Here is a 25,783-nt window from a genome sequence, read left to right on the forward strand (position 1 = left end):
CCTAACTAAAAAATAAAAGACAGGCCAATTCCTGCACCAAAAAGCATTAACGCAGCAGCGCTATAAGGCCAAATCGAACCTGCTTTACTCACCTTCTTATTTGTAACAATAAAGTCGATAGGTAAAGATTCACTCGCCGCTTGCTTAACAATATCACTGCCAACAATTTCTTGTTGTTTCGAAAATGCCCCTACTAATGCGCGTTCACATACCAGATTCATTAATCGTGGCACACCGCCTGTGAGCTGATGCACCATTTGCATTGCTTCCATTGAAAATATTTTCTTGTCACAACCTGCAATATGCAGCCGATGTTGAATATAAGCAATGGTTTGCCCTGGTGTTAGTGCTAACAAGTGATATCTGGCAGTAATACGCTGTGCCAGTTGCCTTAACTCATTTCGCTTTAGAAGTACCTGTAACTCAGGCTGCCCTACTAATACTATTTGTAATAACTTTTTATGATCAGTTTCAATATTGGTTAATAAGCGAAGTTGTTCTAGCACATCAGGGGCAAGTAACTGTGCTTCATCAATAATCAAAATAGTATGCCCCCCCGCTTTATTATTAAACTCAAGGTGCTTTTTAATGACATCCGTTAGACTTTTCAGCGTTGCATTTTTGGCGTCGTACGTTATTTGTAATTCATCGCAAATACTGGCTAACAGTTCAAGCTCTGATAACGCAGGATTATGGATCATGGCTACTTGGGTATTTTCAGGCAGTCGCTCTAACATACTACGCGTTATGGTGGTTTTACCCGTACCCACTTCACCTGTTAACAGCACAAAGCCGCCGTCTTCACCTAACCCATAGGTAAGGTGTGCTAATGCTTCTTTGTGGCGTTCACTTAAAAATAAGTAGTGGGGATTAGGCGAAATTGAAAATGGCTTTTCTTGTAAACCAAAATAGCTTAAATACACCTTTATAGTCCTTGGTCGTTAATTCACGGCCTATAATGGCAAAAAAATAGCCTGGGTGACAACTACAACCAGGCTTTATTATTAAAATAGTGTAAATAAAAAGGCTAACCGTAAATAAAAGCGCATTTTTAGATTCGCTAATACATTAATTAACTACTTCTCATAGCGTACTAGGCGTAAATATACGTTACTTGTTTTAGCATGTAAGCTATTTAAACCACTGGAAAATTGATAAACCCATGCCGAATTTATATTGCTAATACCCGAGGTATTAGACCAATAATTTTGCGACTGCGTTGCTAAAAAAATACCCGCATTAATACTTGGATCGGTACAGCGGTGATCAACTATACTGGCTAACTCTTTAATACTTGGTACTTGCCAGTCGTTATAACCTGCCGAAGTGTCGTTAAATGCCCCTTTGAGTGAAGCTTGCCAATTTAATGGTTGAGTATCACCATCGCAGCTAGTTGTTTCGCTATTATAAACTTGACCATAATTACAGCGCTGCCACATTAGCCCTGTTTTAGTATCTGACACAGTGCCATCAATATTAATCACAAATCGGTCGGTATCATCGCTAGTCGCTACCTCTTCATAACACTGCTGCGCTGCAAGTGACTGGCTCAACCCCAAGGCTAATAACATAGAGACTTTAATTAATTTCATAATAATCACCTTAACGATTTCTAACTAAGCGCACGTAAGCGGTATTATCTTTTGGATAGGCTAAATCATTGCCATCCATCATATCGATAGTGTAAGCCTGAGATAAACTGGCACCATCAACCGCGGTCTGTGAGGTCCAGTAGCGTAAATGCCCGACACTATTAGTCGATGGTGTATTAGGAAAAAATGCAGTATCTATCAATACATTTTGCCCTTGTTTACCGTAGTCGATTAAACCTAACAGCTCAGTATAAGTAGGTAAACGCCAATTACTGCCGCCACAAAAATCAAGCGCGTTAACCTCATCAATATAGGTTTGTAATCCACAATCAGTATCGCTCGGGCACGTAGTATTAGCACTACCCGTTACATCGCCACTATTGACAGTCCCTTGCCAAATATAGCGGTTTTGTCCATCACGCAGTGAGGTATTTGGTAACACGCCGGAATAAGGACTTTTCACTTCCCAAACAAGGCCGGTAGTATTATCGCGAATACAGCTAAAGTTCGACGCATCATCAAGAAGCTCATCGGCAAACTCATTAAGTTTTGTGTAATCAAAAGCCAAATTCCCTTTACCCACTTTACCTAAACGATTGGCAAAACTATCACGCCCAAGATCAGCATCTTGAGCTGGAAACTCATCATTATTACAATTAATACGTTGAGTATTATTATAACACTCACCTACTCCGGTATCGTTTATTAACCCAAGCGCTTTGGGTGTTACATCAATAAATACGGTATCTGTGTCGGTGCGCCCTTTTAAGTCCATAACTTGTACTTCAAAGCTAAGGGTTGCATTTAAATCAATATCAGAGGCAAAAAAGCTGGCAGTACATGACTGTGGTTCAAGAAGAGCTTCGGTATTTCCGGTAAGTTGTTGCCACTTACATTGGTAAGTCTGAGTTGCCGCTTCGCTTGCCGTCGCATCTAAAATAACCTTATCAAACTCTTCTACTGTTTGGTCTGCACCCGCATCGGCAATAATCACTTGGGCTGTTTTATTAAGGGTCATATCAAATTGTGATGCAGATACTCCGCCCTCATCATCAGTTACGGTGAGTTGCCATTTTAAGTTGGTGTTATTTTCTAATAATGGATGAGGAAAACTAAGCGTTGGATTGGTATAGCTATCAATTGTTAAATCAGGCCCAGATAATAATTGCCACAAGTAACTACTAATTTCGCCATTTTCATCGGGGTCTGCGGAGGTTAAACCACTAAGAGTTACAGTATCTTTATAAACTGAGGGTAAGTTTGCAGGAGCAACTTGAGTAACAACAGCAAGAGGAAGCTGATTATTAGAGGCAATGAAAACACTCAAGTCGTCATTCACTAAACTACCATCTGGCGTTTGATAGCTTACTCTTAAGACCAATTCACTATCAGATTTTACATCCGGTGCAGTGATGGTTTGTTCAGCCCCTTCAAGCGGAAACACATCTATAAGAGGACCGCTTACACGCTGCCAAGTAAAAGTACCATCTGCAGGAGAGCCTTTTGCAGAAATAGTAAACTCTGATTTTTCTACAACTTGGAGATCGTTACCTGCAAATACTGACGTTTTAATATCACTGTTATCAGCACCGCCTCCCCCTCCACATGCAGCCAAAAGCAAGCATGCCATAAGTGGTATTAACGAAATTGCTTTCATACTAAGCACCTTTGTGTCTTATAATTATCTAATAAGACTGTGAAGCAAAAAAAGTGCCATTATGAGTTATAAATAGCTATCTTGATGAATACGAACAAATAATTTAGTGCCAACTTTACTGTAATCTACTTTATATTCGCGGCCATCTAAGGATTGAATAAACAACAACTGTTTTTCCTCGCTAAATACATCTGGACTTGCGATATAAACCATATCTAAGTAGCGCTCTTTTGCATCACGGCGGTTTTTTGGCAGCTCTTCTTTAAATGGTTCTAGACCATTCGCTGTTACTTTAATTCGAGGATGTTCCTCACCATTAACAATCACTAAATCTAGTTTTCTATCTTTATGAATTATGGTGTTTCGACCACTTTTAATAAAAGATCTGTCTTGGCTCATAGTTATTCCTAATCCCGCAGTGAGTGCTTATATTATTATTCACACTGCGACTTGATAAACTGAGAGGGATCACGCTTCCATTTATTTAAATTTGCGCAAAATTCCCAAATATCACTTTCTATTACACTGGGGGGTAACAGTAAGTCATACCCTGTTAAAAGCTGAAGATGCTTAGCCCTATTAGCAAACATCGCTATAAGCCCATTATAGTCAATTCCTTTTTTTGACCTAAATTTATTATCTTCAACTAACCATTCTGATGGGCAATGCCCATTTTTGCAATTTTTTTGAACAACTTGCATAAATAAGTGCCGCTGTTCTATTAGTAATTTACCCGCAATTCTTGGTGCTAAAGCAGCTAAAAATGTATCTATATCATTTAACTTAATACCAATCGCGTTAAGCTCAAGATGATCAATACCGTTATCAACTTTAGGAATACCGCAATGGTGGAGATTTTCTTGGTGTAAATCCCATTGCCCGTACTTATGCTGATATGTTAATTGCTGCTCAGTTAAAATAATACTATAAAAAGGTTCTTGTGTTTTAAAAAATCCAATTAAAATTGCTGCAATACATAAACTTACTAAAAAAATTTCAATAATACTGATTTCACCTGGACGCAATAAATTAAATAGCATGATAAAGATTAAACCAATGCTACCTACAACCAGTATTTCAATCCCATTTTTAGCGCCTTGCGCTCGGTATTTAAGTGTGTGTTTTTTTATATTAGCCATACTGAAAAAACGCCATATAAAATATAAACATAATAATAGCCCACAATACTAACTTTCTCAGTGTTAAACAGCGTTTGCATGATGTTTTGAAGTTCATCAATTAACTCCTATTATTACTGTTAAATAAGCGCAATGACTAAGTATCAGTTATTTTTACGCCTAACGCACAAATTAATGAGATACATAACCGCCTTTTTTTGTCCTGATTTCGTACAATACTTATAATCTATTTTCAGGTATGAAAACAATGCACTCTAAACAATCCGGCAAAGCCCTATTTCCATTTATTATTTCGGTACTAATAATTTTTAGCGTTTATTTATATTTGCCCGCATCACAGGGCGAGCAAGCTGATTACTCGGCAATGACAACACAAGTCTCTGCGCACACTGTCGAGTCGCAAGAAAATGCCATTATGATTGAAGCCATTGGCAGTGCCCGTGCTAATCAGGCTATTTACATTAAAAGCGCACAAAACGATTATGTCACCAGCATTTACTTTGAAGACGGCGACTTGGTCAGCAAAGGACAAAAATTAGTGCAACTGCAAAACCAACAAGAACAATTTGCAGTAAAAGAACTTAGCATTAATTTACAAGAAGAAAAACGCCAATTAGCTAGGCTTACCGAACTTTCTCGCTCACAAGCGACTGCCAAGTCGTTACTTGAAGAACAGTTAGCCCGTGTTGATGCCAGCGAAGCTCAACTTGAAAGTGCCAAAACTAAACTCAATGAAATGGCTATTACCGCGCCTTTTTCTGGGTTACTCGGTAAACGCGAAATATCGGTAGGCGCTTATATTAGTAACAGTACGATAATTACAACCTTAGATGATATCAGTATCATAAAAGTTGATTTTAAAGTGCCTGAAAAGTATTTAGCTCAACTGAAAAATGGAATGACGGTTCGCACTCAAAACGATGCTTACCCTGATCAAACCTTCACCGGTAAAGTAACCCATATAAGCTCACGTATTGATTCAATCACTCGCAGTGTAGAAGTAACAGCTAGTTTTGCTAATAAATCGGGTTTACTTCGCCCTGGTATGCTACTTAAAACTGCACTAGAGCTAAGCAGCAATCAAGCGCTCATGGTGCCTGAAAAAGCAATTATTCCTCTGCAAGATAAACACTATGTTTTTCAAATTGAAGATGGCATAGCTAATCGCATAGAGGTACATGTTGCAAGTAGAAACAATGGCTGGGTTGCAATAGACAAGGGGTTAAAGAACGGCGAGCAGATTGTTACCGAGGGAATAATCAAAATCCGCTCTGGTAGCAAAGTAAGCGTTAAGGGGTAACACGTGAAAATTACCGATACTAGCGTCAAACGCCCCGTTTTTGCGATTGTTATTAACTTACTGTTACTCACTTTTGGCTTAGTTGCTTTTAGTATGCTGCCTTTGCGTGAGTATCCAGATATTGAAACACCGATTGTAAATATTAGTACTGAATATACCGGTGCATCTGCTGAAATTATTGAAACAAAAATAACCCAAGTTATCGAAAACCGTATTTCGGGGATTGAGGGTATTAAAAGTATTAACTCATCGAGTCGTAATGGCCGCTCAAACATTACCATTGAGTTTAATATTAACCGCGACATAGACGATGCCTCTAACGATGTACGTGAACGTGTTGCACGGGCATTAGACAGCCTACCAGAGCAAGTACGCCCTCCTGAAGTATCAAAATCAAATAGTGACGAAAGCCCTATCGCGTGGTTTGTACTTAATAGTGAAACCATGGATTCATTGCAGCTTTCTGATTATGCACAGCGTTTTATTGTCGACCGTTTAGCCGTTGTTGATGGTGTATCAAATGTGCGTATTGGGGGAGAGCGAAAGTATGCTATGAAAGTATGGCTTAACCGCCAAGCGATGGCAGCTCGTGGCATTACCTCTAGTGATATAGAGCAAACACTTCGCAGTGAAAATGTAGAGCTTCCGGCGGGTGAAATTGAATCGGTAGACCGTGATTTTACTGTGCGCACTGCACGCAGCTATAAAAACCAACGTGATTTTCAAAACCTTGTCATTAAGCGAGGTGAAGATGGTTATTTAGTACGTCTAGGCGAAGTGGCTGACGTAAAATTAGAAGCCGCCGATGATGAAAGCTTATTTCGCGGAAATGGCCGTAATATGATTGGTATGGGTATTGTTAAACAAGCCAAAGCAAATACCCTTACAGTAGTTGATAACGCCCGCAGTGAACTAGAAAAAATAAAACGTAATTTACCTGAAGGCACTACTATAGAAGACAGTTACGACTCTTCAGTATTTATCAAAGAATCAATTAATGAGGTTTATAAAACTTTAGCAATTTCTATGGGGTTAGTAGTGCTTATTATCTTTATATTTTTAGGTAATATTCGCGCCACACTTATTCCTGCGGTCACCGTACCGGTCGCCTTAGTCGGTAGTTTTATGTTTTTATTAGCAATGGGTTATTCAATTAACTTATTAACTCTACTGGCACTAGTATTAGCAATAGGCTTAGTGGTAGATGATGCCATTGTAATGCTAGAGAATATTCACCGCCGCATAGAACTTGGGGAGCCGCCTTTATTGGCAGCTTATCGCGGCGCTCGTGAGGTAGGCTTTGCAATTATAGCCACCACCCTAGTGCTGATCTCTGTGTTTGTACCATTGGTGTTTATGGAAGGACGAATAGGCGCACTATTTACAGAATTTGCAATGGCAGTAAGTGCCGCCGTGTTCTTCTCCAGTATTACTGCATTAACACTCTCTCCGGCATTGTGTTCAAAGGTGTTAAAAGCTTCTGAAAAAGAAAGTAAGTTTAGCCAAGTAATGGATCGCTTTTTTACTAAATTAGAAAATGGATACCGTAACGCTTTAGCGTCAAACATGACTCGTAAATGGGGCTTAATGCTGAGCTTAGTTTTGGCTGGGTTTGTTAGTTATTCACTATTTTTACAAATACCGTCTGAACTTACCCCTAAAGAAGACCGTGGTACCTTTTTTGTACTTATGAATGGCCCTGAAGGCGCTAGCTATGAGAATAATGCCGCTAATATGGCAAAGATAGAAGAGCGCTTAATGCCTTACTCTGAATCTGGCGAACTAAGCCGAGTTTTAGTGCGAGTTCCAGGCTGGGGTGGCAGTGGTGGTGTAGCCATTGTTGGTATGGCGGATTGGGATAAACGCAAACGTTCAACCTGGGAAGTCATGGATGAAATAAGCGGTAAAATGCAAGAGGTCACCGATGTACGTGCTTTTGCAATTATGCGCCGTGGTATTGGCGGTGGTGGTTCATCGCGACCGATAGAGTTTGTTTTACAAGGTAATGATTATGCTCAGCTAGCTGATTGGCGCGATAGAATTATTAAACGTGCAGAGAAAAACCCTGGGTTAGTGCGCATTGATCATGATTATAAAGAAACCTTCCCACAATTTTTAGTCAGTATTGATAAAAATAAAGCCGCTGATTTAGGCGTATCAGTCTCGGATGTGGGACGTACACTTGAAACCATGCTTGGCCAACGCCGTGTAACCACTTTTATTGACCGCGGTGAAGAGTACGATGTAATTTTAAAGGGAACTAAAGAAGACTTTGCAAACCCTACTGATATTTCAAATATTTACCTTAAATCTCGCAGCAATGAATTGGTGCCACTCGACAGCCTTATAAGCTTGAAAGAAGAAGCCACCGCCTCGCGTTTAAACCGCTATAACCGTATGCGTGCAATTACTCTAAGTGCCAACTTAGCTGATGGCTATACGCTAGAACAAGCACTAAACTTTTTAAACAATATTGCCGCAGAAGAAAACGACATTGATGGCGCCATTGATTACAAAGGTGAGTCACAATTGTTTTATGAAGGTGCCTCAGCCATGACCTACGTGTTTGTGCTGGCATTGACCGTGACCTTTTTAGTGCTCGCTGCTCAGTTTGAAAGCTTTATGCATCCGCTTGTTATTATGCTCACCGTTCCACTTGGGCTAATGGGTGCTATGTTTGGCCTGTGGAGTATGGGCTTAACACTCAATATATACAGCCAAATTGGTATTGTGATGCTCATCGGGTTAAGCGCTAAAAACGGTATTCTGATTGTTGAATTTACCAATCAGTTACGTGATAAAGGGTTGGAATTTAGTGAAGCTATTTTACAAGCCGCTACCCAGCGTTTACGTCCTATTATAATGACCTCCCTAACCACAGTTATGAGCGCGGTACCTTTGGTACTCGCCTCAGGGCCTGGCTCGGAAAGTAGAATGGTAATTGGTGTGGTGGTATTTACCGGCGTAACGGTTGCCACCATACTGACTCTGTTTGTAGTGCCAGCGGCCTATTACGCACTAGCGCGAAACACACAATCACCAGAGTTTTTACAGCAAAAGCTAGATAAACAAGCAGCTGAAAAACCACTTAAAGAGATCTAAGTCACTCTGAGCGTCGTAATTAGCAGTTACGGCGCTATTTTGGTGCATATAACCATATAATTGAGGAAGTACTTATGAGTTCAACCACACAGGTAGCAACACTCGGCGGCGGCTGTTTTTGGTGTATTGATGCGGCATTTAGGCGTGTTAAAGGTGTACTCAGTGTTTGTTCTGGTTACACGGGTGGACATACTGATAACCCAACCTATAAAGCTATTTGCAAAGGCAATAGCGGGCATGCCGAAGTGGTTAAGGTTGAGTTTGACGCCAGCATTTTAAGCTTTGAAACCTTACTCGCAATGTTTTTTACTTTGCATGATGCCACCCAATTAAATCGCCAAGGTAACGATATAGGCACTCAATACCGCAGCGTTGTATATTACCATGATCAGCAACAACAATTGCAAACACAGGCCGTTATTGCAGAGCTGCAAACTCATGTTAGCGAGCCTATAGTAACAGAGGTAAGCCCAGCAACCACTTTTTACCCTGCTGAAAGTTTTCATCAAGACTATTACAATGAAAACCCAGAACAAGGCTACTGTAGTATTTTAATTGCGCCAAAATTGCACAAGTTTGAAACCGAATTTAGCGAGTTTTTAACTGAGTAAAAATACTTTAAAATTCTAACCAATTAGCCCAGCAATTTGCTGGGCTATTTGTTTTTCGGCAACTAAAAGTGATAATTAAAACTGATAATTTGCTCCCACAAAGAAAGTTCTTCCTGCGCTGTTATAACCTAATAGCTCACCACTGGCAGCAAACCCTGTTGCTGCAGTAAAATACTCCTTATCGGTGATATTTTCTATTCGAGCAGCTAACGACAAATTATCGAGCAACTGGTAATTAGCGGCTAAATTAAATACCGTATAGCCAGCGAGCTCCGAGTCATAATACGCAATTGATGGACGCGATGAGCGATATTGCATATCTAAACTGGCATCAAAATCGCCCCATGATTTGGCGAGTTGATAATTAAACGACTCTGAAGGCCTGCGTGGTAAATCTGTACTCGTCTTTTCATCTGTAGCATCTAAAAAACTAACATTAACAGAGTGTTCAAAGCCTAACGCTGAAAACTCAGCCGACATTTCCAGCCCCTGCATAGATACTTTATCTATGTTAGTTGCAATATATTTACCTGAGTCTGCATCATAATTATTACTAATTAAATTATTGATACGGTTATCGAAAATAGCAATATCATAACGTCCCCATTGAGTTTCTAGGGTAACACCAAACTCATTGTTTAAGGCTTCCTCTGGCTTAATATTATTATTTGGTAGGTAGTATGGGCTGTTAGTTACAAACGCATTAATTAAAGACGGCGCCCTAAATGCGGTGCCATGATTTAAACGTACCGTTACATACTGATTCGCTTTATATCCAAGCCCAGTACTGTAAGTATTTGCACGGCCGTGAAAGTCATAATCATCGGTTCTGATAACCGCATTTGCTAACCATTGTTCATGACTATAAAACGCGCCTATAAACAATGCGTTGTTATCGCGTTTTTCTTCTGATGACGTTGCTGACGAGTTTGATAAATCCTCAGACAAGTAATTAAAACCACCTGATAAATCAAGCTCTTTCGTTAGGCTATAAAGCCCTCGGTATTCAAACTCAACACGCTCTGTGCTATACACTTGCTGAACATCGGTGCCAGTTTGAGTATTTTCTTCTTGCGATACACTCAATGAAGTACTTTGGGTATATATTTCTGAGGCTTTTTTCCAGCCTAGCTTAGCGGTATAGTTTTCAAAATCGTAGGCATCGTTACCCCATGCGTTATCATACTGCGCTTCACCTTCACTGTACTGAGACTGTAAGCTCAACTCACCTAGTTCAGCCAGTTCATACGCTAAATTAAAGCCAATGTTTTTATTTTTGTAGCCATCATCATCGTGATCTTTGGTGTATTCAGCCACAGGGTCTTTGCCAGTAACATCAAAACCATCTGTCTCTTCATAGCCTAGATTATAATTAAAGCTAAGCGCCTCTTTTGCAAGCCCACCAGCAAGCTGATAATTACTGTAACTATGACTGCCCAAAGTAGCCGAAAGCATATTATTTGAGGCTTTACGGGTAATAATATTAATCACTCCGGCTACCGCGTCTGAGCCATAAATAGCCGCTCTGGCACCTTTAATAACTTCAACACGCTCGATACTATTAACTGGAATATTAGTTAGCGATACACTACCTGAGCTTGCATCGCTCACTCTTACGCCATCAACCAATACTAAGGCATATTTAGCGCTAGCACCGCGAACAAATATATCTGCTTTTTGACCTAATCCGCCGTTACGGACAATATCAATACCAGCAATGGTATTTAATATTGCAGGTAAGTCTGGGTAATTCGCTTTTTCAATGTCAGCGCGGTCGACAACTGCCACACTTGCTAATACATCATTTATAGGTTGTTCAAATTTATTTGCAGTAACGGTTATTCTTTCAATGGTTTGTTCTGCAGATGCAGAAAAAGACAGCGCAGCCGAAATAGCCACACCCAATGCAGTTTTATTTATCATGATGTTCCCTATCTCTGCCCACCGCAAAGATGTTAATAAGTAAGATTACATCAAGGCCGGTCTCCGGACTCAGTTACCATAATAAAATACAGCATAACTTTACCGTTGCGGGGGCAGTGTTGGGATTGACTTCATCAATGAAAACGCACCAACTTCCCGATTATCCTACTAAAAAAATCACACCTTTGAAGTGTTTAGCAAGCACCTTGAAAATAGGCTGCTATTGTTATCTGTTTACTTAAAAATGTCAACGGACGTCTAAACATCTACAATTTGATTTTTGGGGTTCGGGGTTCGGTAATTATCATAGATTCAAAAATAAAAAAGCCAAACAATATAGCGTGTTTGGCTAAATACATGTTGCTTTGAACTAAGCGCCTATAGTGCCTAGCTCGAAACAATAAATTAATCGCGGAAGTTTTTAAACTGAAATGGCTGACCTAAATCGGCAGTGCGTACAACTTGCATAGCAGCTTGTAAGTCATCACGCTTTTTACCCGTTACGCGTACTTCTTCGCCTTGAATAGCCGCTTGCACTTTTACTTTAGAATCTTTAATGGCTTTTACTACTTTTTTAGCCATATCTTTTTCGATACCCTGCTTTAGTGCAACGTTACGAAAAACATTTTTGCCTGCGCGAGAAATATCTTGTAGTTCCAGGCTCGCAACATCCATCCCACGCTTAGAAACTTTCCCAGCTAAAATATCAAACAACTGCATAACCTGAGCATCTGCTTCAGCTTTTAATTTAATTGTTTTATCGTTTAATTCAATTGAGGCGTCGACCCCTCTAAAATCAAATCGTGTCTCTAATTCACGATTGGCATTATCAACCGCGTTTTGTGCTTCGTTCATTTCTACTTCAGATACAATATCAAATGAAGGCATGATGTTCTCCTAACTAGCTAATCTTAATTTTATGCGGCAATTATAACGTTAAAATGATAAATCTTTACACTTTTCTGCATCTTGTTCAGGTGCGATACTAATTTAGTTTGATATACTGAGGCTTCTTTTTTAAACGATTTTAGGATTCTTCGTGACGAGGCGTGTTTACCAAGCTATTTTTTTGATTAGTATTGTCGCATTTACCTTCTTATTTGCTAAAGAGGTAAAAGGCGCTGCAAACTTATTTCCGCATGTAGATAAAGTGGCGCATTTTGGTATTTTCTTTTTACTTGCCATTATTATGGATAAAGCCTTTAAACTACCTTTATATGCACAAATATTACTGTTAGCCGGTTATGGTGCCGCAATAGAAATTATGCAAGATAGCCTTCCTTACAGACAAGCATCACTGGCCGATTTTGTTGCCGATTTTATTGGTGCGGCAAGCTATTTTTTAGCTAAAGCCCTATTAACACTGCGTAAAAAGAAGCATTATGGCTAACTTACTCGTTGTTGGTGATGGTGCTATAGGCTTGTTATTTAGTCATTTCTTAGCTAAATATCACACAGTTTATGTTCTTACCAAAAAGGGCACAGTCAATACGCGCTTTTATAGCTGTGGTGATGCTCCTTCGGAAAAAATTAACGCTACTTTCATCTCACAACAGCAATTAGCTCAAGCTCCTGAATTTAAAATTGTTTTATTCACTGTTAAAGCGTTTGCAGTGCAACAAGCCTACGCCCAAGTAAAACCTTTTCTAGGCAAGAGTACTCATATTGTATTAAGCCATAATGGCATGGGTAATGTTGAACAATTAAATGAACAGTTAACAAAGCAGCAGTCGTTGTACTTTTTAACCACCAGCATGGCTGGGTTCAAATCAAACCCTAATATTGTGCAGCATACCGGAAATGGGCAAAGTGTATTAGGGGGCTGTAATCAACTAGCTATGCAAAATATTCAACAGCTTAGTGTACAATTACACACTATTCCGCAATTAATTGTCAGCAACAATATTGAGCAACTGCGGTTTGAAAAGCTACTGGTTAATATTGCTATAAACCCATTAACCGCTCTGTACAATATAAAAAACGGCCAGTTGCGTGCGCCACAGTTCAATAGCTCAATTATTAATTTATTAACTGAAGCGTGCCACACTGCGACCGCGCTTAAACTTAATATTAAGCTTATTGATGCCCTCGAGCGCGCCTATAAGGTGATGAGTTTAACCGCAGAGAATTACTCATCTATGCATCAAGACGTTTTGCATAATAGGCAAACTGAGATCATGGCAATTTGTGGTTATATTAGTGAACAAGGCAAGCAACATAATATTGCGACCCCGTATAACGACGCTTTACTCGCTGAAATTTTGGCAAAAAAAAGCGCGGAATAAATCCGCGCTTTTAAAATATTTAGCCATTAACGACGATAGACTTTTACAGTGGTAAAGCCTTCTTCGTGAAGAATAAGCGCTTGTAACTGGCTCATTACCCCTTTTTGACAATATAAGTAATAGTCTTTATCTTTAGGTAAATCACCAAACTTAGTTGCTAAACGGAAAAACGGTAAATGAATAACTTCAATACCATCAATTTCAAGCGGAGCGGCATCTTCTTCCTCAGGTGAGCGAATATCAACAACAACCGCTCCCTCTGGTAACTCTGTAACTGACTCAGCCTCTTTAAGCTCTTGCTTAGCTTCAACATCGATATCGCGCACATCCATAACACGGGCGTTATCAATAACGGTATCTAATACGTCAAAATCAAACTTCTCTTCTTCTGCTTTAATGACTTCAATTTTGGCTTTAACCGTCGGCTTTTTAGAGATCACACCACAGTATTCAGGCATCGTTTCTGCCATTTCTGCAGTGCCTATTTGGCGCGCTATATTAATGATCTCTTGCTTATCATGTTGGATAAGAGGGCGTAAAATCAGCGTTTCGGTTACACGGTCAATAACACTTAAGTTAGCTAAGGTTTGGCTAGACACCTGACCTATACTTTCACCCGTTACCAAAGCTTGAATATTTAGTTTTTCAGCAACGGCACTACCCGCTCGCATCATCATACGTTTAAGCACAACACCCATTTGGCTGTTCTCAACGTTTTCTAAAATTTCCGCAACAACCGGTTCAAAATCAACAGTAATAAACTTAACTTTATGTGTAGAGCTGTATTGTTTCCATAGATAATAGCTCGCTTGCTTAACCCCAATTTCATGGGCAGCACCACCTAAGTTAAAGAATAAAAAGTGTGTACGAGCGCCTTTACGAATCATTTGATAACTGGCAACGCCAGAATCAAATCCACCAGACATAAGCGATAATACATCGTCTTGTGTTGGCAGTGGAAAGCCCGCCATTCCTAAATGGGTTTGCGTCACTATGTAGGCTTTTTCGTCTTTAATTTCTAAACGAATTGTTACCTCAGGGCGGCTTAGCTTTACTCGAGCTCCTTCAACATGTTGATTAAGCCCGCCACCAACGTAGCGCTCTAATTCAGTTGAAGTAAAATCATGTTGACCTATGCGCTTAGCACGTACACAAAAGGTTTTACCAATAATAGTGTGACCAACTAACGCAATGGTTTTTTGATAGATGTCATCAAGGGTTTTAAAGTCTGTTTCGGTCACTTCAATAAACTGTACGATGCCAGGAATGCGCTGCAAGCTATCAATGAAATCAAGGCGAGTTTGAGCATCATCTAGTTTTGTAACAACTGAAATATTATCCCAGTTATTACGTACTTGTACTTTTTCGTCAACACGACGCAATACAATTTTAATGTTATTTTCTAACACTTTGGTAAAGCGTTTACGGACTGAACGGCTTTTGATGGCTATTTCAGGGTGAAGTTTGACGATAAATTTAAGCATAGTTCAACTCTTAGACTGCGGGAATTCGCGCACCCAGGCATTGGGCGCGGCGGATTATAGCAAAAAATTTAACGCCTAGGAACTAACCAACTCAACAGGCTTAAGGATTCTGGGGGGCAGCATTTGCTAAAAGTGCGTACTTGTCTCTTAACTGATTAATTTTATTTGCGCTTTTTTCTGTACTATAAGCCTTAAATAAAGTCAGTACTTTTACAATGCCAGGGTAAATATCTTGTTCAACCAGCACACCACTTAGTCTTCTTGCTTTCATATAGGGTGTCCAAAAGCTAACCGTTAATTTTAGCGTATGAGCAAGTTCAATGGCATCTTGTTCATCAATGGCAATAATTTCACTATCCCGCAAGGCCAAAATGATGTTACGTACCTGCTCAAGTAATTCCTGCTGAAAATCAATGTAACCCTGTTTTAAATGGCTATCGCGAGCAAGAATATCACCAAGGTTGTCGTAAAAAAAATGATAGCGCCACATTAATTCAAATAGCGAATCTAAATAAGGGCCAAGATGCTCAAAAGCATCGTCGCCTTTATCAACTGGCTTAAAATGAGTACTTAAATGATCGCGATAAAGTGCAAATATATGGCGAATAATGTCTTCTTTATTTTTAAAGTGGTAGTACAGATTACCCGGACTCATGCCTAAACTCGATGCAATATGATTAGTTGATATTGCTCTTTCACCATGTTCATTAAACAATGAAATACTGGTTTGAATTATTTTATCCTTGGTATTCATATACTCATTACTCAATTTTCGAAAATACGATGCTGCATTAAAACAATCCACTAGTATAAACAAATAGTCAGCGTTAAAACAATCAAGGCATGAAGTTCTTCACAATTTACTTACAAGGCTGCTTTGCACACTAAACACTGCTACACTACGGCTAAAAATAATAACACAGTAAATATTATGAAAGTGACCGCAATCTACCCAGGCACATTTGACCCTCTTACCAACGGCCACACTGATTTAATTCAGCGTGCGGCTAAAATGTTCGATACCGTTATTGTTGCTATTGCTCATAACCCGAGTAAAAAACCGTGTTTTACTTTAGAAGAACGCGTTGATTTAGCAAATGAAATTTTAAGCCATTTAGATAATGTAAAAGTCATTGGCTTTTCAGGGCTACTCGCAGATCTGGCTCGTGATCATAACGCAAATGTATTGATTAGAGGTATAAGAGCGGTTTCTGATTTTGATTACGAGTTTCAGCTCGCAAATATGAATCGCCGTTTAAACCCTGATTTAGAAAGTGTATTTTTAACACCTGCTGAGCGTAATACCTTTATATCATCAACGCTAGTAAAGGAAGTTGCACGCCATAACGGTGATGTGAGTGAGTTTGTTGACACCATAGTAATGAAAGCCCTGCAATCTAGGCTGGGGAAAACCAAGCATTAAACACAACACCTAGCGTATCATTACATTGCGCTAGGTAGCTTCGCTCTTGCTGGAAACAGAACGTTCTTAAGCCTCACTAAACCCAAAAAGTCTTTATTGATAAAGAAAATAGCTATCATCACAAAATCCATAAGATTAATTCCCAAAGAATAAAATGACCAGAACCACCATGGTGAGCTGTTACTAAAAACAAGTACATCTAGATGCATGCCAAAAAATAACAGTGAGTTTATGCTTAGCCCTAATAATAGATAAGAAGATATGATGTTTTTATTTAAGAAGTTACTTGCAATCAAAATAGCCAAAATAGTCATTAGATCAAAAAGTAATAGTTGCATGTAAGAAATATTTTGAATATCAATAAACAAGCTTGAAGAATATGAAACTGACATAATTAGCGACAGCCATAAGGCCTCTTTTTTGGGTTTATTTATACTCGTTACTAATGAGTATAAAAAAGCCATTAAAAAACCCCATTGAACAAATGCGCCTAGGTAAAGAGATACATATGGGTTGAGCAAGAAGTCATTCATTTGAAATTCCGCTTTTATCTTTTAGCGTTATTGTCTTTGTATATCTATTTATATTTACGGGATCTAGGTTTAATACCAAAGAAGCGACCATTAATAAATCAATCATATTTATAGAAATAGAGTAAAAACTCCAAAACCACCACTCTTTAATAGTTCCAAGAATGTATAAATCATAATAAATCAAACTAACTAAAAGACTATTTATAGTTAAACCTATAATGATGAGATATGCAGGTAAAGAAGGAGTGACAAAAGCTTTTTTAATCGCAAGAATAATAAAAGCAATAGTTAAAAAATCGTAAAACATCCAATTGAGATAAACATGTTTTACTATATATAAATAATCACTTAATACATATGAGCACAGCATTATTGCAGCTAAATATAGGGAGGATTTATGTGGCGTATTAATACTTTTAACTAAACAATACAGAAAAGCCATTAAAAAGCCCCACTGAATGAATGCGCTTACATATTCACCAAGGATATAGCTTATATACATGTTTACGAAAAGTTGTTTTCTGGTTGGGTATTTGAGCCTTTGAAGAGTTTGTTTTTTAATTTATGAAGACCAAGGAAATCTCTGTCTACAATTAAAACTACGATCATTATCAAATCGATAATATTCACGCCAAAAGTATATACATCCCACAGAATCCAAGGTTCACGATTATTACTTAGGTACATGTCAAAATACATAAATAGGCTAAGTATAGAGTTTATAAAGAGACCTAAAATTATGTATAGAAAAGAGGATGTTGTCTTTTTTAGCAAGAAAAAGGCTAATGTCAAAGCCGCTATAGTTGCATAATCGTATAGAGCCCAATCTAAATATAGTGAATTTTCTATTGATAACCAAGTAAAGAAATAATCAGATAAAGTGTAAGAAATCATCATAATAAATGAACTGAGTAATAAGGTAGTATCCCTTTTAATACCTAAAGAAAATACAAAAGTATTAAAAAAAAATGCCATCAAGAAGCCCCAGCTTGCAAAAGCAGACAGCGAGAAAAAACCAAAAAACTCAGTTAAAAACATTCATGACCTTTAATGTTACTTAGGCTTACTAGTGTCAAGTATAACGCCACCACGATGAAGTTCTGCACCAGCTGCAGTCATCGCCTCTTGAGATATACTTACTGTATCAGATTGTAGGGTTTTAGGGCTAGCAGTTTGTTCCATTGCAGGCTTTAATTGTTGCGTTTTGTTGTATGCTTGCATTTGTACTTGGCTGTTCGCTGAAATTTGCATGTGATTAATCCTTTTGAGTATTAAATTTATTATTGGCGCAAATTTAAATCACACCACCTGAAGCAGTTACTAAATAACTGCAGTAACGCATTGCCTACGTTGTTTAATTGACTCAACAACACGCTACAGAACAATAAAAGCAAACGATATGCCAACTTTAAATTAATAGTATATTAATTAAAAAATTATTTTATTTTACTCAAAAAAAAACGCATCGGGGTCACCGTGCGTTTTTTATCCTAGGGATTGCTCAAGCCACGTTTTTACAGGGGATCTCCATGCTATTACTTGGCTTTAACATATATTCCATTGCGACTTCATCACAGTTTTCTTTGCGTAAACATAGCTCGCAATCTTTCATTACTTTTTCAGGTAGGCTCTCTTTATTACAGAAACTAAACCGCTGATTTTCGAAAAAGTCAGGTACACGAGTCAGAACAATGACACGGTTAAGTGCCAACTTTTTGGCTTTCACTAATAAGTGTTCAACCAGTTCTCGTCCCTGCCCCGTTACTGCGCTTTTAGGATCAATGCCTAATGAACGTATTTCAGCTAATCCTGTGTCGTAAATATAAAGTGAAGCACAACCCGATACCTGACCGTCTATCTCGGTTACGGCAAACTCATTAATTGAGTGCACCATATCACTTTTAGCTCGCGGTAAATTTTCGCCGACTGTTGCCCAGTGCTGTACGAGTTTAGCAATTGCTTCTACGTCATCTAAATTGGCATCACGAACCGTTATTTGCTGTTTTTTTTTCGCGTCTTTCACCGCTTTGCTTACTTGCTCTAATGATGTACCGCCAAGCGCTTGGCGTGCTTTGATACAGGCGTCAATTTCAAGTACCGGATACACGTCATCTTCAAACACGGGGTTTACTGATTTATACTGCTCTAGTGAAAGCTCCTCTAACGTTTTATCTTCACTAATGGCTAGTTGCACCAATACCCCTACAATATGATGCCCTTCTCTGAACGGTACACCTTTAGCCACTAAATAATCAGCAAGTTCGGTTGCATTCGCGTGGCCACCTTTTGCCGCTGCAAGGGTTTTATCTGCTTTAACTTTTATACCTTTAATACACGCTTGTGCCATATGAATACACGCAAGCCATGTTGGCATGGCATCAAAAATGCCTTCTTTGTCTTCTTGCATGTCTTTATTGTAGGCAAGCGGTAGTGCTTTTAGAGTCATCATCATTGCGCTAAACGCACCAAACACCCGGCCAGTTTTACCACGAATTAGCTCTAATGCATCTGGGTTTTTTTTCTGTGGCATTAAAGATGAACCCGAGGTCACATTATCGGCCAGTTCAATAAAGCCAGCTTCGCCTGAGTTATAAAAAATTAGGTCTTCAGACATCCGCGATAAGTGGATCATAGAAATAGACGCGCAGCTTAATAGCTCAACCACAAAGTCACGATCAGATACGCCATCTAAACTATTCTTAGTCGCGCCAGTAAATCCTAGCCCTTGTGCAAGTGCATGGCGGTCAATCGGGTATGCAGTGCCTGCAAGAGCGCCACTGCCGAGTGGGCAATAATTCATTCGTGCTTGGGCATCTTGTAATCGACTTTCATCACGCTCAAGCATTTCTACATAAGCCATACACCAATGGCTAAATAACACCGGTTGTGCACGCTGTAAGTGGGTATAACCTGGTAATATTGTGCCAAGTTCACGTTCAGCTAAGCCAATAAACTCTGCTTTAAGTTGCGCAATCGCTTTTAAAATATGATCGGCGGTATCGCGGCACCAGAGTCTAAAGTCGGTAGCAACTTGGTCGTTACGGCTTCGGCCTGTGTGTAACTTTTTAGCTAAATCACCTACTTTTTCAATTAGTGCAGCTTCAACATGCGAGTGAATATCCTCTGCACCTGAGGTAGCTACAGCCATTGGGTCTGCTTTTACCTCTTCAAGTAACTCATAAAGTGCCGATACCAGCTTTTTGTGCTCATCACTAGATAACACACTTACTTGTTCAAGTGCACCAGCCCATGCAACAGAGCCAATTATATCTTGCTCTGCTAATTGATAATCGAAGGGAAGTGAATCGTTAAACTGTTTAAACGCTTCATCTGGACCCGTAGAAAAACGTCCGCCCCATAATGCCATGAAATTTCTCCAAACCCGATAATAGCCCCTTAATTCCAAGGGGCATAAAAAATTACTTTTTAGCTAATGCTGAAATTCTGCTTGATAGCGAGAATAAACGAATAAAGCCTTCTGCGTGCGATTGGTCATAAACATCGTCTTCACCAAAGGTAGCAAAATCTTCGCTATATAAACTGTTAGGTGATTTTTTCTGAACCGCTGTCACTTGGCCTTTATAAAGCTTAAGTACCACTTCGCCCGTTGCTAGTGTAGACAGCGCTTCTGCACCGGCTAAAATAGAATCTTTTAGCGGCGTAAACCAACGACCGTCATAGACTAAGTGTGAAAATTCACCACCGAGTACTTCTTTCCATTTACGGCTCGCTTTATCAAGTACTAACTCATCAATAGCTTGCAGCGCTGCCATGATCACAGTACCGCCTGGCGTTTCATAACAACCACGCGATTTCATGCCAACTAAACGGTTTTCTACAATATCGACACGGCCCACACCATGAGGTGATGCAATATCGTTTAATTTAACTAAACAATCATAAGGTTTAAGCTCTTCGCCATTTACAGCAACTACTTCACCTTCAACAACCGATAAAGTGACGTGTTCAGCTTTATCAGGTGCTTGCTCTGGTGAGTTAGTCCAGGTCCATACCTGCTCACTTGGTTCACACCAAGGGTCTTCAAGTTCACCGCCTTCGTGAGAAATATGCCATGCGTTAGCATCACGACTGTAAATTTTAGTTGCTGACGCAGAACATGGAATGTCACGTTCAGCTAGGTAATCAAGCAATGATTCACGGCTTGATAAATCCCACTCACGCCATGGCGCAATCACTTTTAAATCAGGTGCGAGTGCGGCAAAACATGACTCAAAACGTACTTGGTCGTTACCTTTACCCGTACAGCCATGAGAAAGTGCATCGGCACCTACTTTACGTGCAATTTCAACTTGCGCTTTAGCAATGATTGGACGCGCCATAGAAGTACCAAGTAAATAAGTCCCTTCATATATAGAACCCGTTTTAAGCGTTGGGTAAATATAATCGCTTACCATCTCATCTTTTAAATCAACCACGTAACACTCAGATGCACCAGACGCTATAGCTTTAGCTTCTACGCCTTCAAGTTCTTCAGCTCCTTGGCCAACATCGGCAACAAAGGCAATAACTTCACAGCCGTAGTTCTCTTTTAACCATGGCACGATAGCCGATGTATCAAGACCACCAGAATAGGCTAAAACGACTTTTTTAATTGAACTCATAGGTGTTCCTTAACAAAATTTGGATTTAACAATGTAACTAATAGCGCATTTTGCGCATGCATGCGGTTTTCTGCTTGCTGTATAATTTTTGATGCAGGGCCATCCATTACCTCAGAAGTAATTTCAAACTCACGGTGTGCCGGTTGGCAATGTAATACCGTAGTTGCACCGGTTTTTTCTAACAATGCCTGGTTTAATTGATAAGGCATGTATTTTTCTTTTACTTGCTCAAGAGGAGTTGTATCCCCCATTGATACCCAGGTATCGGCGTAAACAACATTAGCGCCTACTGCAGCCTCAACCCTGTCACTTACCATTACAGAAGCGCCATTCATCGCTGCTATTTGCTCTGCTTTTTTAAGTACTTGCGAATCAGGTGAGCTGCCTTTTGGTGTTACAGCGACAAAGTCTGTTCCTAAGGTAGCGGCTAATAGCATTAATGAGTGCGTTACATTATTGCCCTCACCTAGGTAGGCAAGCTTTAACTGGCTAACATCACCATGTACTTCTTGTAGCGTTAAAAAATCAGCTAATGCTTGGCATGGGTGATATAAATCACACAAACTGTTAATCACAGGAACGGATGAATACTCACCGAGTGTCGTTAACGTACTGTGCTGATTAACCCGCGCAACAATCCCGTCTGCCCAAGTCGAAATATTTAAGGCAAAATCTTTTATTGATTCGCGGGCGCCCATTGCACCATTTTGTTGGTCAAGGTAAACCGCATGGCCCCCTAAACGGTTTATACCAATATCAAATGAAAGGCGAGTACGTAAACTTTGCTTTTCAAACAAAGTAACCACTGACTTACCAGCTAGCACTTGGCTATATTTACTTGGGCTTTCTTTAATATCTTGCGCTAACTTTAATAAATTTAGTGCGCCTTGTTGGTCTAATTCTAGACCCGTTAAAAAATCTTTAAACATGTTCAACCTATGGTGTTACTTTAGTTCCGACATGCTCGCCTTGCAGCAAAGCAGTTAAGTTTTCTGGCTTTTGCCAGCTGGAAATGTACACACCGCGTCGTAAATGTTGGGCAGCGTGAAGACTGGTCTTAACTTTGACCTCCATCCCGCCCAAAATTACTCCCTCTGCAATTAAAGTATCAATGTGTTTTGTGTCAAGTTGATGTAAAGGCTGCTTATTGGCATCAAGTACCGCCTCTACGTCCGTCATAAAAATAAGTTCTGCATTTAAATTATTTGCCATTGCGGCGGCTGCTTCATCGGCATTAACGTTGTATAACAAGCCCTGCTCATCAAAGCCGATAGAACTAATGATTGGTAACCGGCCAGCACTGAGTAAATCATTAATAATAGAATCAGCATTGTTGTGACATTGACCTACTTGACCCAATGCTTTTAATTTTTGCGAGGCGGTGATCCCTGCTTCATATAAACTTAACCCCACCGGCTTATGACCAACACTAATTGCTTGCGCCATGAGTTGTTTGTTTGCCGCACCCGCAAGGGCTCCAACAATATAAGGCATCTGTTCTTTAGGGCTAATACGTAAACCTTGGTGTTTAGCACTGGCAAAACCAGCCTCTTTTAACCAGCTATCAACTAATGAGCCACCACCATGCACAATCACAAACTGAGCATCATCTTGCTCGTTGAGTATTTCAAATAATGCTTTAGCGGCATTTTCAGTATTGAGTACTGCACCACCGAGTTTAATAACCCACGTTTTACTGCTCATCTAAACGCTCCTATTAGACCTGTAGTGTGGGGAAGCCCCATTGATAAATTAATACATTGCAAGGCCTGACCAGCTGCCCCTTTTAATAAGTTGTCAATTGCTGCCATTACTATTAACTGTGAGCCTTGCTGCTGCCACGCAATATCTACATAAGGTTGTTTGGCCACCCCTTTAATCGAAGGGATTTTGCTGCCAAGCAAACGAATTAATGGCTCATCAGCCAATACTTGATAAGCTTTAGCTACTTGCTCACTGGCCACACCTGGCTTTAATTGCACATAAATAGTTTCTAAAATACCGCGCGGGAAATTACCTAAATGAGGAGTAAATAACACCTCATGACCTAGGTGCTGTTGTATTTCAGGCCCGTGACGGTGATTAAACAAACCATAGGGTGCAAGTGATACCTCACAAAAATGCGTACCGATGCTGGCTTTTCGCCCTGCGCCAGTTACGCCAGAAACCGCATTAATAATAATTTTTTCATCACTCAACAGGCACGCTTGTTGAAGAGGCTTTAATGCATTTAATGCAGCCGTTGGATAGCAGCCAGCAACAGCAATTAACTGAGCATCAGTAATGGCTTTACTATTCCATTCAGCAAGACCATATGCCGCTTGATTAAGTAGTTCTGGGTGTTGGTGTTCAAAACCATAATAAGTAACGTAATCATCATTGCTTGCAAGACGATAGCCACCGGAAAGGTCAAATACCTTTTTACCCATCGCTAAAAACTGAGGCGCTAAATCCACACTTACTTTATGATCGGTACACAGGCAAACGTAATCTGCTGAATGAGTGATATCAGCAAGTGCATGTTCATTTAGTGGCTGCAGAGGTAAATCAAGTAATCCTAGATGCTCAGGATACAACTCACTAAGCAACTTATGTTTATCTAAACTTTGCGCTGATACATAACAACCAGTTAGCGAAAGAGTTGGATGTTTTGCTACTAAGCTAGCCAGTTCTGCGCCGCTGTAACCGCTGGCACCTATAATTACTACGTTCATTACTTACTCTTTATCTAAAATTAGTGACCACATTCCATGTTGTTTGTTTACACTAGGGTCTAACCCAGCCAAACAGATTAAATTTATGAGTGATAACTATCGTCGTATTATTTTCATGGCGTAACTTTAATATATTTATGCTTAAAAAGTGAATTGATATTCATCATAAATACTTTTATATTGTTATGCAATTAAAATGAATACTTATTTTGGAATTTTTTATGTCTCTGCCGTCATTTATTTCGATGTACCAGCAATTGATTGCTGCCCCCTCTATTAGTGCCATTGAAGATCATTTATGTATGAGTAATAAAAGTGTCATTGAACTCCTAGCGCAATGGTGTCAAAGCTTAGGTTTTACCTGTGAAATAATAGAATTAAAAGGCAACAAAGGCCGCTACAACTTATTAGCAAAACGCGGTCAAGGTGACGGCGGTTTAATGCTAGCAGGTCACACTGATACGGTGCCATTTGATGATAGTCGTTGGAATCAAAACCCATTTAAATTAACTGAGCAAGATAATAAACTATATGGCTTAGGTAGCATTGATATGAAAGGTTTTTTTGCTTTTGTACTGCAGGCTATTAGTGAGCTTGATGAAAAGCAACAAACACAACCAATTTTAATATTAGCCACCGCAGACGAAGAAACCACTATGGCTGGCGCACAACAAATCTGTAAGCACCCAAATTTAAAGCCAAGTCGCTGTATTATTGGTGAACCTACTGATATGACTCCGGTATTTACTCATAAAGGTCATATGAGTACAGCAATAAGAGTTGTCGGCCGTTCAGGACATAGCTCAGATCCCGAACGGGGTCTTAACGCCATCGAAGTGATGCATAAAGTGATTACAAAATTGCTAATCTTAAAAGAACAACTTAAGAATAAATATTCAATAAATCACTTTGAAATTCCTCACCCAACGCTCAATTTAGGTAATATTCATGGGGGCGATAATGCAAATCGGATTTGCGGTTGCTGTGAAATGCACATTGATATGCGCCCTCTTCCTGGCTTAAGTGTACAAGAGCTGCAAGCATTGCTGCTTGATGCAACCTACGATATAAATCAGCAATACCCTAATTCGGTCAGTGTGATTGATTTACATGAGCCAATTCCAGCATTTACAGGAAGCACAGACAGCGCGTTAGTTAAACTAGCCGAAAATATAGCAGGGCAAAAAGCGGTGGCTGTTAATTACTGTACTGAGGCACCATTTATACAACAACTGGGTTGTGAAACCATCGTCATGGGACCGGGTTCAATTAACCAAGCGCATCAGCCCGATGAATATTTAGCGATGGAAAAAATAAAGCCTTCGCAACAAATTATCAGCAACCTCATAAAGGCGAGTTGCTTTTAATCAGTAACAAAAAAGACGCTATTAAGCGTCT

25 protein-coding genes and 1 riboswitch are annotated in these 25,783 nt (G+C 39.6%); of the genes, 7 read left to right on the forward strand and 18 right to left on the reverse strand.

Annotated features, from left to right (window positions below; translation table 11 throughout):
* Positions 1-5 precede the first annotated feature (5 nt).
* From DK924_RS15650 to DK924_RS15670, 5 genes are all read right to left on the reverse strand, one after another.
* Positions 6-923 (reverse strand): ExeA family protein, encoded by a 918-nt coding sequence (locus tag DK924_RS15650; RefSeq protein ID WP_010391059.1) that lies wholly within the window; start codon positions 921-923, stop codon positions 6-8.
* Positions 924-1,076: 153 nt separating this feature from the next.
* Positions 1,077-1,592 (reverse strand): DUF1566 domain-containing protein, encoded by a 516-nt coding sequence (locus tag DK924_RS15655; RefSeq protein WP_109875624.1) that lies wholly within the window; start codon positions 1,590-1,592, stop codon positions 1,077-1,079.
* 10 nt (positions 1,593-1,602) lie between these two features.
* Positions 1,603-3,249, reverse strand: a complete 1,647-nt coding sequence (locus DK924_RS15660) for a DUF1566 domain-containing protein (RefSeq protein ID WP_109875625.1) — start codon at positions 3,247-3,249, stop codon at positions 1,603-1,605.
* Between the two features lie 66 nt (positions 3,250-3,315).
* Positions 3,316-3,648 (reverse strand): hypothetical protein, encoded by a 333-nt coding sequence (locus DK924_RS15665; RefSeq protein WP_010391054.1) that lies wholly within the window; start codon positions 3,646-3,648, stop codon positions 3,316-3,318.
* Positions 3,649-3,683: 35 nt separating this feature from the next.
* Positions 3,684-4,388: a DUF2982 domain-containing protein gene (locus DK924_RS15670; RefSeq protein WP_109875626.1), complete on the reverse strand. Its 705-nt coding sequence runs from the start codon at positions 4,386-4,388 to the stop codon at positions 3,684-3,686.
* 247 nt (positions 4,389-4,635) lie between these two features.
* Here DK924_RS15670 and DK924_RS15675 point away from each other — a divergent pair, with 247 nt between their 5' ends.
* The 3 genes from DK924_RS15675 (at position 4,636) to msrA (ending at position 9,401) form a co-directional block, all read left to right on the forward strand.
* Complete coding sequence (locus tag DK924_RS15675; protein WP_109875627.1) at positions 4,636-5,688, forward strand: efflux RND transporter periplasmic adaptor subunit; 1,053 nt, start codon at positions 4,636-4,638, stop codon at positions 5,686-5,688.
* A gap of 3 nt (positions 5,689-5,691) precedes the next feature.
* Positions 5,692-8,790, forward strand: a complete 3,099-nt coding sequence (locus DK924_RS15680) for an efflux RND transporter permease subunit (protein WP_055011618.1) — start codon at positions 5,692-5,694, stop codon at positions 8,788-8,790.
* A 74-nt stretch (positions 8,791-8,864) separates the two neighbouring features.
* Positions 8,865-9,401 carry a peptide-methionine (S)-S-oxide reductase MsrA gene (gene msrA, locus DK924_RS15685; RefSeq protein WP_109875628.1) on the forward strand — a complete coding sequence of 179 codons (537 nt, stop codon included), beginning with the start codon at positions 8,865-8,867 and terminating at the stop codon, positions 9,399-9,401.
* A 75-nt stretch (positions 9,402-9,476) separates the two neighbouring features.
* Here msrA and DK924_RS15690 read toward each other — a convergent pair whose 3' ends face one another.
* Both DK924_RS15690 and DK924_RS15695 read right to left on the reverse strand, forming a co-directional pair.
* Positions 9,477-11,324, reverse strand: coding sequence for a TonB-dependent receptor domain-containing protein (locus DK924_RS15690; RefSeq protein ID WP_109875629.1), 1,848 nt, complete (start codon positions 11,322-11,324; stop codon positions 9,477-9,479).
* Between the two features lie 36 nt (positions 11,325-11,360).
* Positions 11,361-11,526, reverse strand: a riboswitch (cobalamin riboswitch).
* A gap of 203 nt (positions 11,527-11,729) precedes the next feature.
* On the reverse strand, positions 11,730-12,212 hold the full coding sequence (locus DK924_RS15695; protein WP_008466001.1) for a YajQ family cyclic di-GMP-binding protein: 483 nt from the start codon (positions 12,210-12,212) through the stop codon (positions 11,730-11,732).
* A gap of 151 nt (positions 12,213-12,363) precedes the next feature.
* Between DK924_RS15695 and DK924_RS15700 the strand changes: the two genes are divergently transcribed.
* Positions 12,364-12,714, forward strand: coding sequence for a VanZ family protein (locus DK924_RS15700; RefSeq protein WP_008466003.1), 351 nt, complete (start codon positions 12,364-12,366; stop codon positions 12,712-12,714).
* Complete coding sequence (locus DK924_RS15705) at positions 12,707-13,609, forward strand: ketopantoate reductase family protein (protein ID WP_109875630.1); 903 nt, start codon at positions 12,707-12,709, stop codon at positions 13,607-13,609. The genes DK924_RS15700 and DK924_RS15705 overlap by 8 nt, the downstream gene beginning before the upstream one ends.
* Before the next feature lie 26 nt (positions 13,610-13,635).
* Here DK924_RS15705 and thiI read toward each other — a convergent pair whose 3' ends face one another.
* Positions 13,636-15,093, reverse strand: coding sequence for a tRNA uracil 4-sulfurtransferase ThiI (gene thiI, locus DK924_RS15710; protein WP_109875631.1), 1,458 nt, complete (start codon positions 15,091-15,093; stop codon positions 13,636-13,638).
* Between the two features lie 100 nt (positions 15,094-15,193).
* Positions 15,194-15,847, reverse strand: a complete 654-nt coding sequence (locus tag DK924_RS15715; RefSeq protein ID WP_010391043.1) for a TetR/AcrR family transcriptional regulator — start codon at positions 15,845-15,847, stop codon at positions 15,194-15,196.
* Between the two features lie 177 nt (positions 15,848-16,024).
* Here DK924_RS15715 and coaD point away from each other — a divergent pair, with 177 nt between their 5' ends.
* On the forward strand, positions 16,025-16,516 hold the full coding sequence (gene coaD, locus DK924_RS15720; RefSeq protein ID WP_024601870.1) for a pantetheine-phosphate adenylyltransferase: 492 nt from the start codon (positions 16,025-16,027) through the stop codon (positions 16,514-16,516).
* Between the two features lie 20 nt (positions 16,517-16,536).
* Here the strand turns inward: coaD and DK924_RS15725 are convergent, their stop codons facing one another.
* The 9 genes from DK924_RS15725 to argC all read right to left on the reverse strand — a co-directional run bounded on the left by DK924_RS15725 (position 16,537) and on the right by argC (position 24,385).
* Positions 16,537-17,049 carry a hypothetical protein gene (locus DK924_RS15725; protein WP_109875632.1) on the reverse strand — a complete coding sequence of 171 codons (513 nt, stop codon included), beginning with the start codon at positions 17,047-17,049 and terminating at the stop codon, positions 16,537-16,539.
* A complete protein-coding gene (locus tag DK924_RS15730) occupies positions 17,042-17,491 on the reverse strand; it encodes a hypothetical protein (protein WP_258306474.1) in 450 nt (149 codons plus the stop codon). Before DK924_RS15730 ends, DK924_RS15725 begins: the two co-directional genes overlap by 8 nt.
* A gap of 62 nt (positions 17,492-17,553) precedes the next feature.
* Positions 17,554-18,087, reverse strand: coding sequence for a hypothetical protein (locus tag DK924_RS15735; RefSeq protein WP_109875634.1), 534 nt, complete (start codon positions 18,085-18,087; stop codon positions 17,554-17,556).
* A 15-nt stretch (positions 18,088-18,102) separates the two neighbouring features.
* On the reverse strand, positions 18,103-18,300 hold the full coding sequence (locus tag DK924_RS15740) for a hypothetical protein (protein WP_109875635.1): 198 nt from the start codon (positions 18,298-18,300) through the stop codon (positions 18,103-18,105).
* 250 nt (positions 18,301-18,550) lie between these two features.
* Entirely contained in the window at positions 18,551-20,416 is a 1,866-nt protein-coding gene (gene argH, locus DK924_RS15745) for an argininosuccinate lyase (protein ID WP_109875636.1), read from the reverse strand.
* Positions 20,417-20,468: 52 nt separating this feature from the next.
* Positions 20,469-21,671: an argininosuccinate synthase gene (locus tag DK924_RS15750; protein ID WP_076920188.1), complete on the reverse strand. Its 1,203-nt coding sequence runs from the start codon at positions 21,669-21,671 to the stop codon at positions 20,469-20,471.
* Positions 21,668-22,600 (reverse strand): ornithine carbamoyltransferase, encoded by a 933-nt coding sequence (locus tag DK924_RS15755; protein ID WP_010391031.1) that lies wholly within the window; start codon positions 22,598-22,600, stop codon positions 21,668-21,670. The genes DK924_RS15750 and DK924_RS15755 overlap by 4 nt, the downstream gene beginning before the upstream one ends.
* A 7-nt stretch (positions 22,601-22,607) precedes the next feature.
* On the reverse strand, positions 22,608-23,375 hold the full coding sequence (gene argB / locus DK924_RS15760; protein ID WP_010391030.1) for an acetylglutamate kinase: 768 nt from the start codon (positions 23,373-23,375) through the stop codon (positions 22,608-22,610).
* The gene (argC, locus tag DK924_RS15765) at positions 23,372-24,385 is read right to left on the reverse strand and encodes an N-acetyl-gamma-glutamyl-phosphate reductase (RefSeq protein WP_109875637.1); all 1,014 of its coding nucleotides are present in this window, start codon (positions 24,383-24,385) and stop codon (positions 23,372-23,374) included. Before argC ends, argB begins: the two co-directional genes overlap by 4 nt.
* 221 nt (positions 24,386-24,606) lie before the next feature.
* Here argC and argE point away from each other — a divergent pair, with 221 nt between their 5' ends.
* The gene (gene argE / locus DK924_RS15770) at positions 24,607-25,752 is read left to right on the forward strand and encodes an acetylornithine deacetylase (RefSeq protein WP_109875638.1); all 1,146 of its coding nucleotides are present in this window, start codon (positions 24,607-24,609) and stop codon (positions 25,750-25,752) included.
* The last annotated feature ends 31 nt before the right edge of the window (positions 25,753-25,783 follow it).

Source organism: Pseudoalteromonas sp. meg-B1 (genome assembly GCF_003173795.1).
In the GTDB taxonomy this organism is placed as follows: Bacteria; Pseudomonadota; Gammaproteobacteria; order Enterobacterales; family Alteromonadaceae; genus Pseudoalteromonas; species Pseudoalteromonas undina.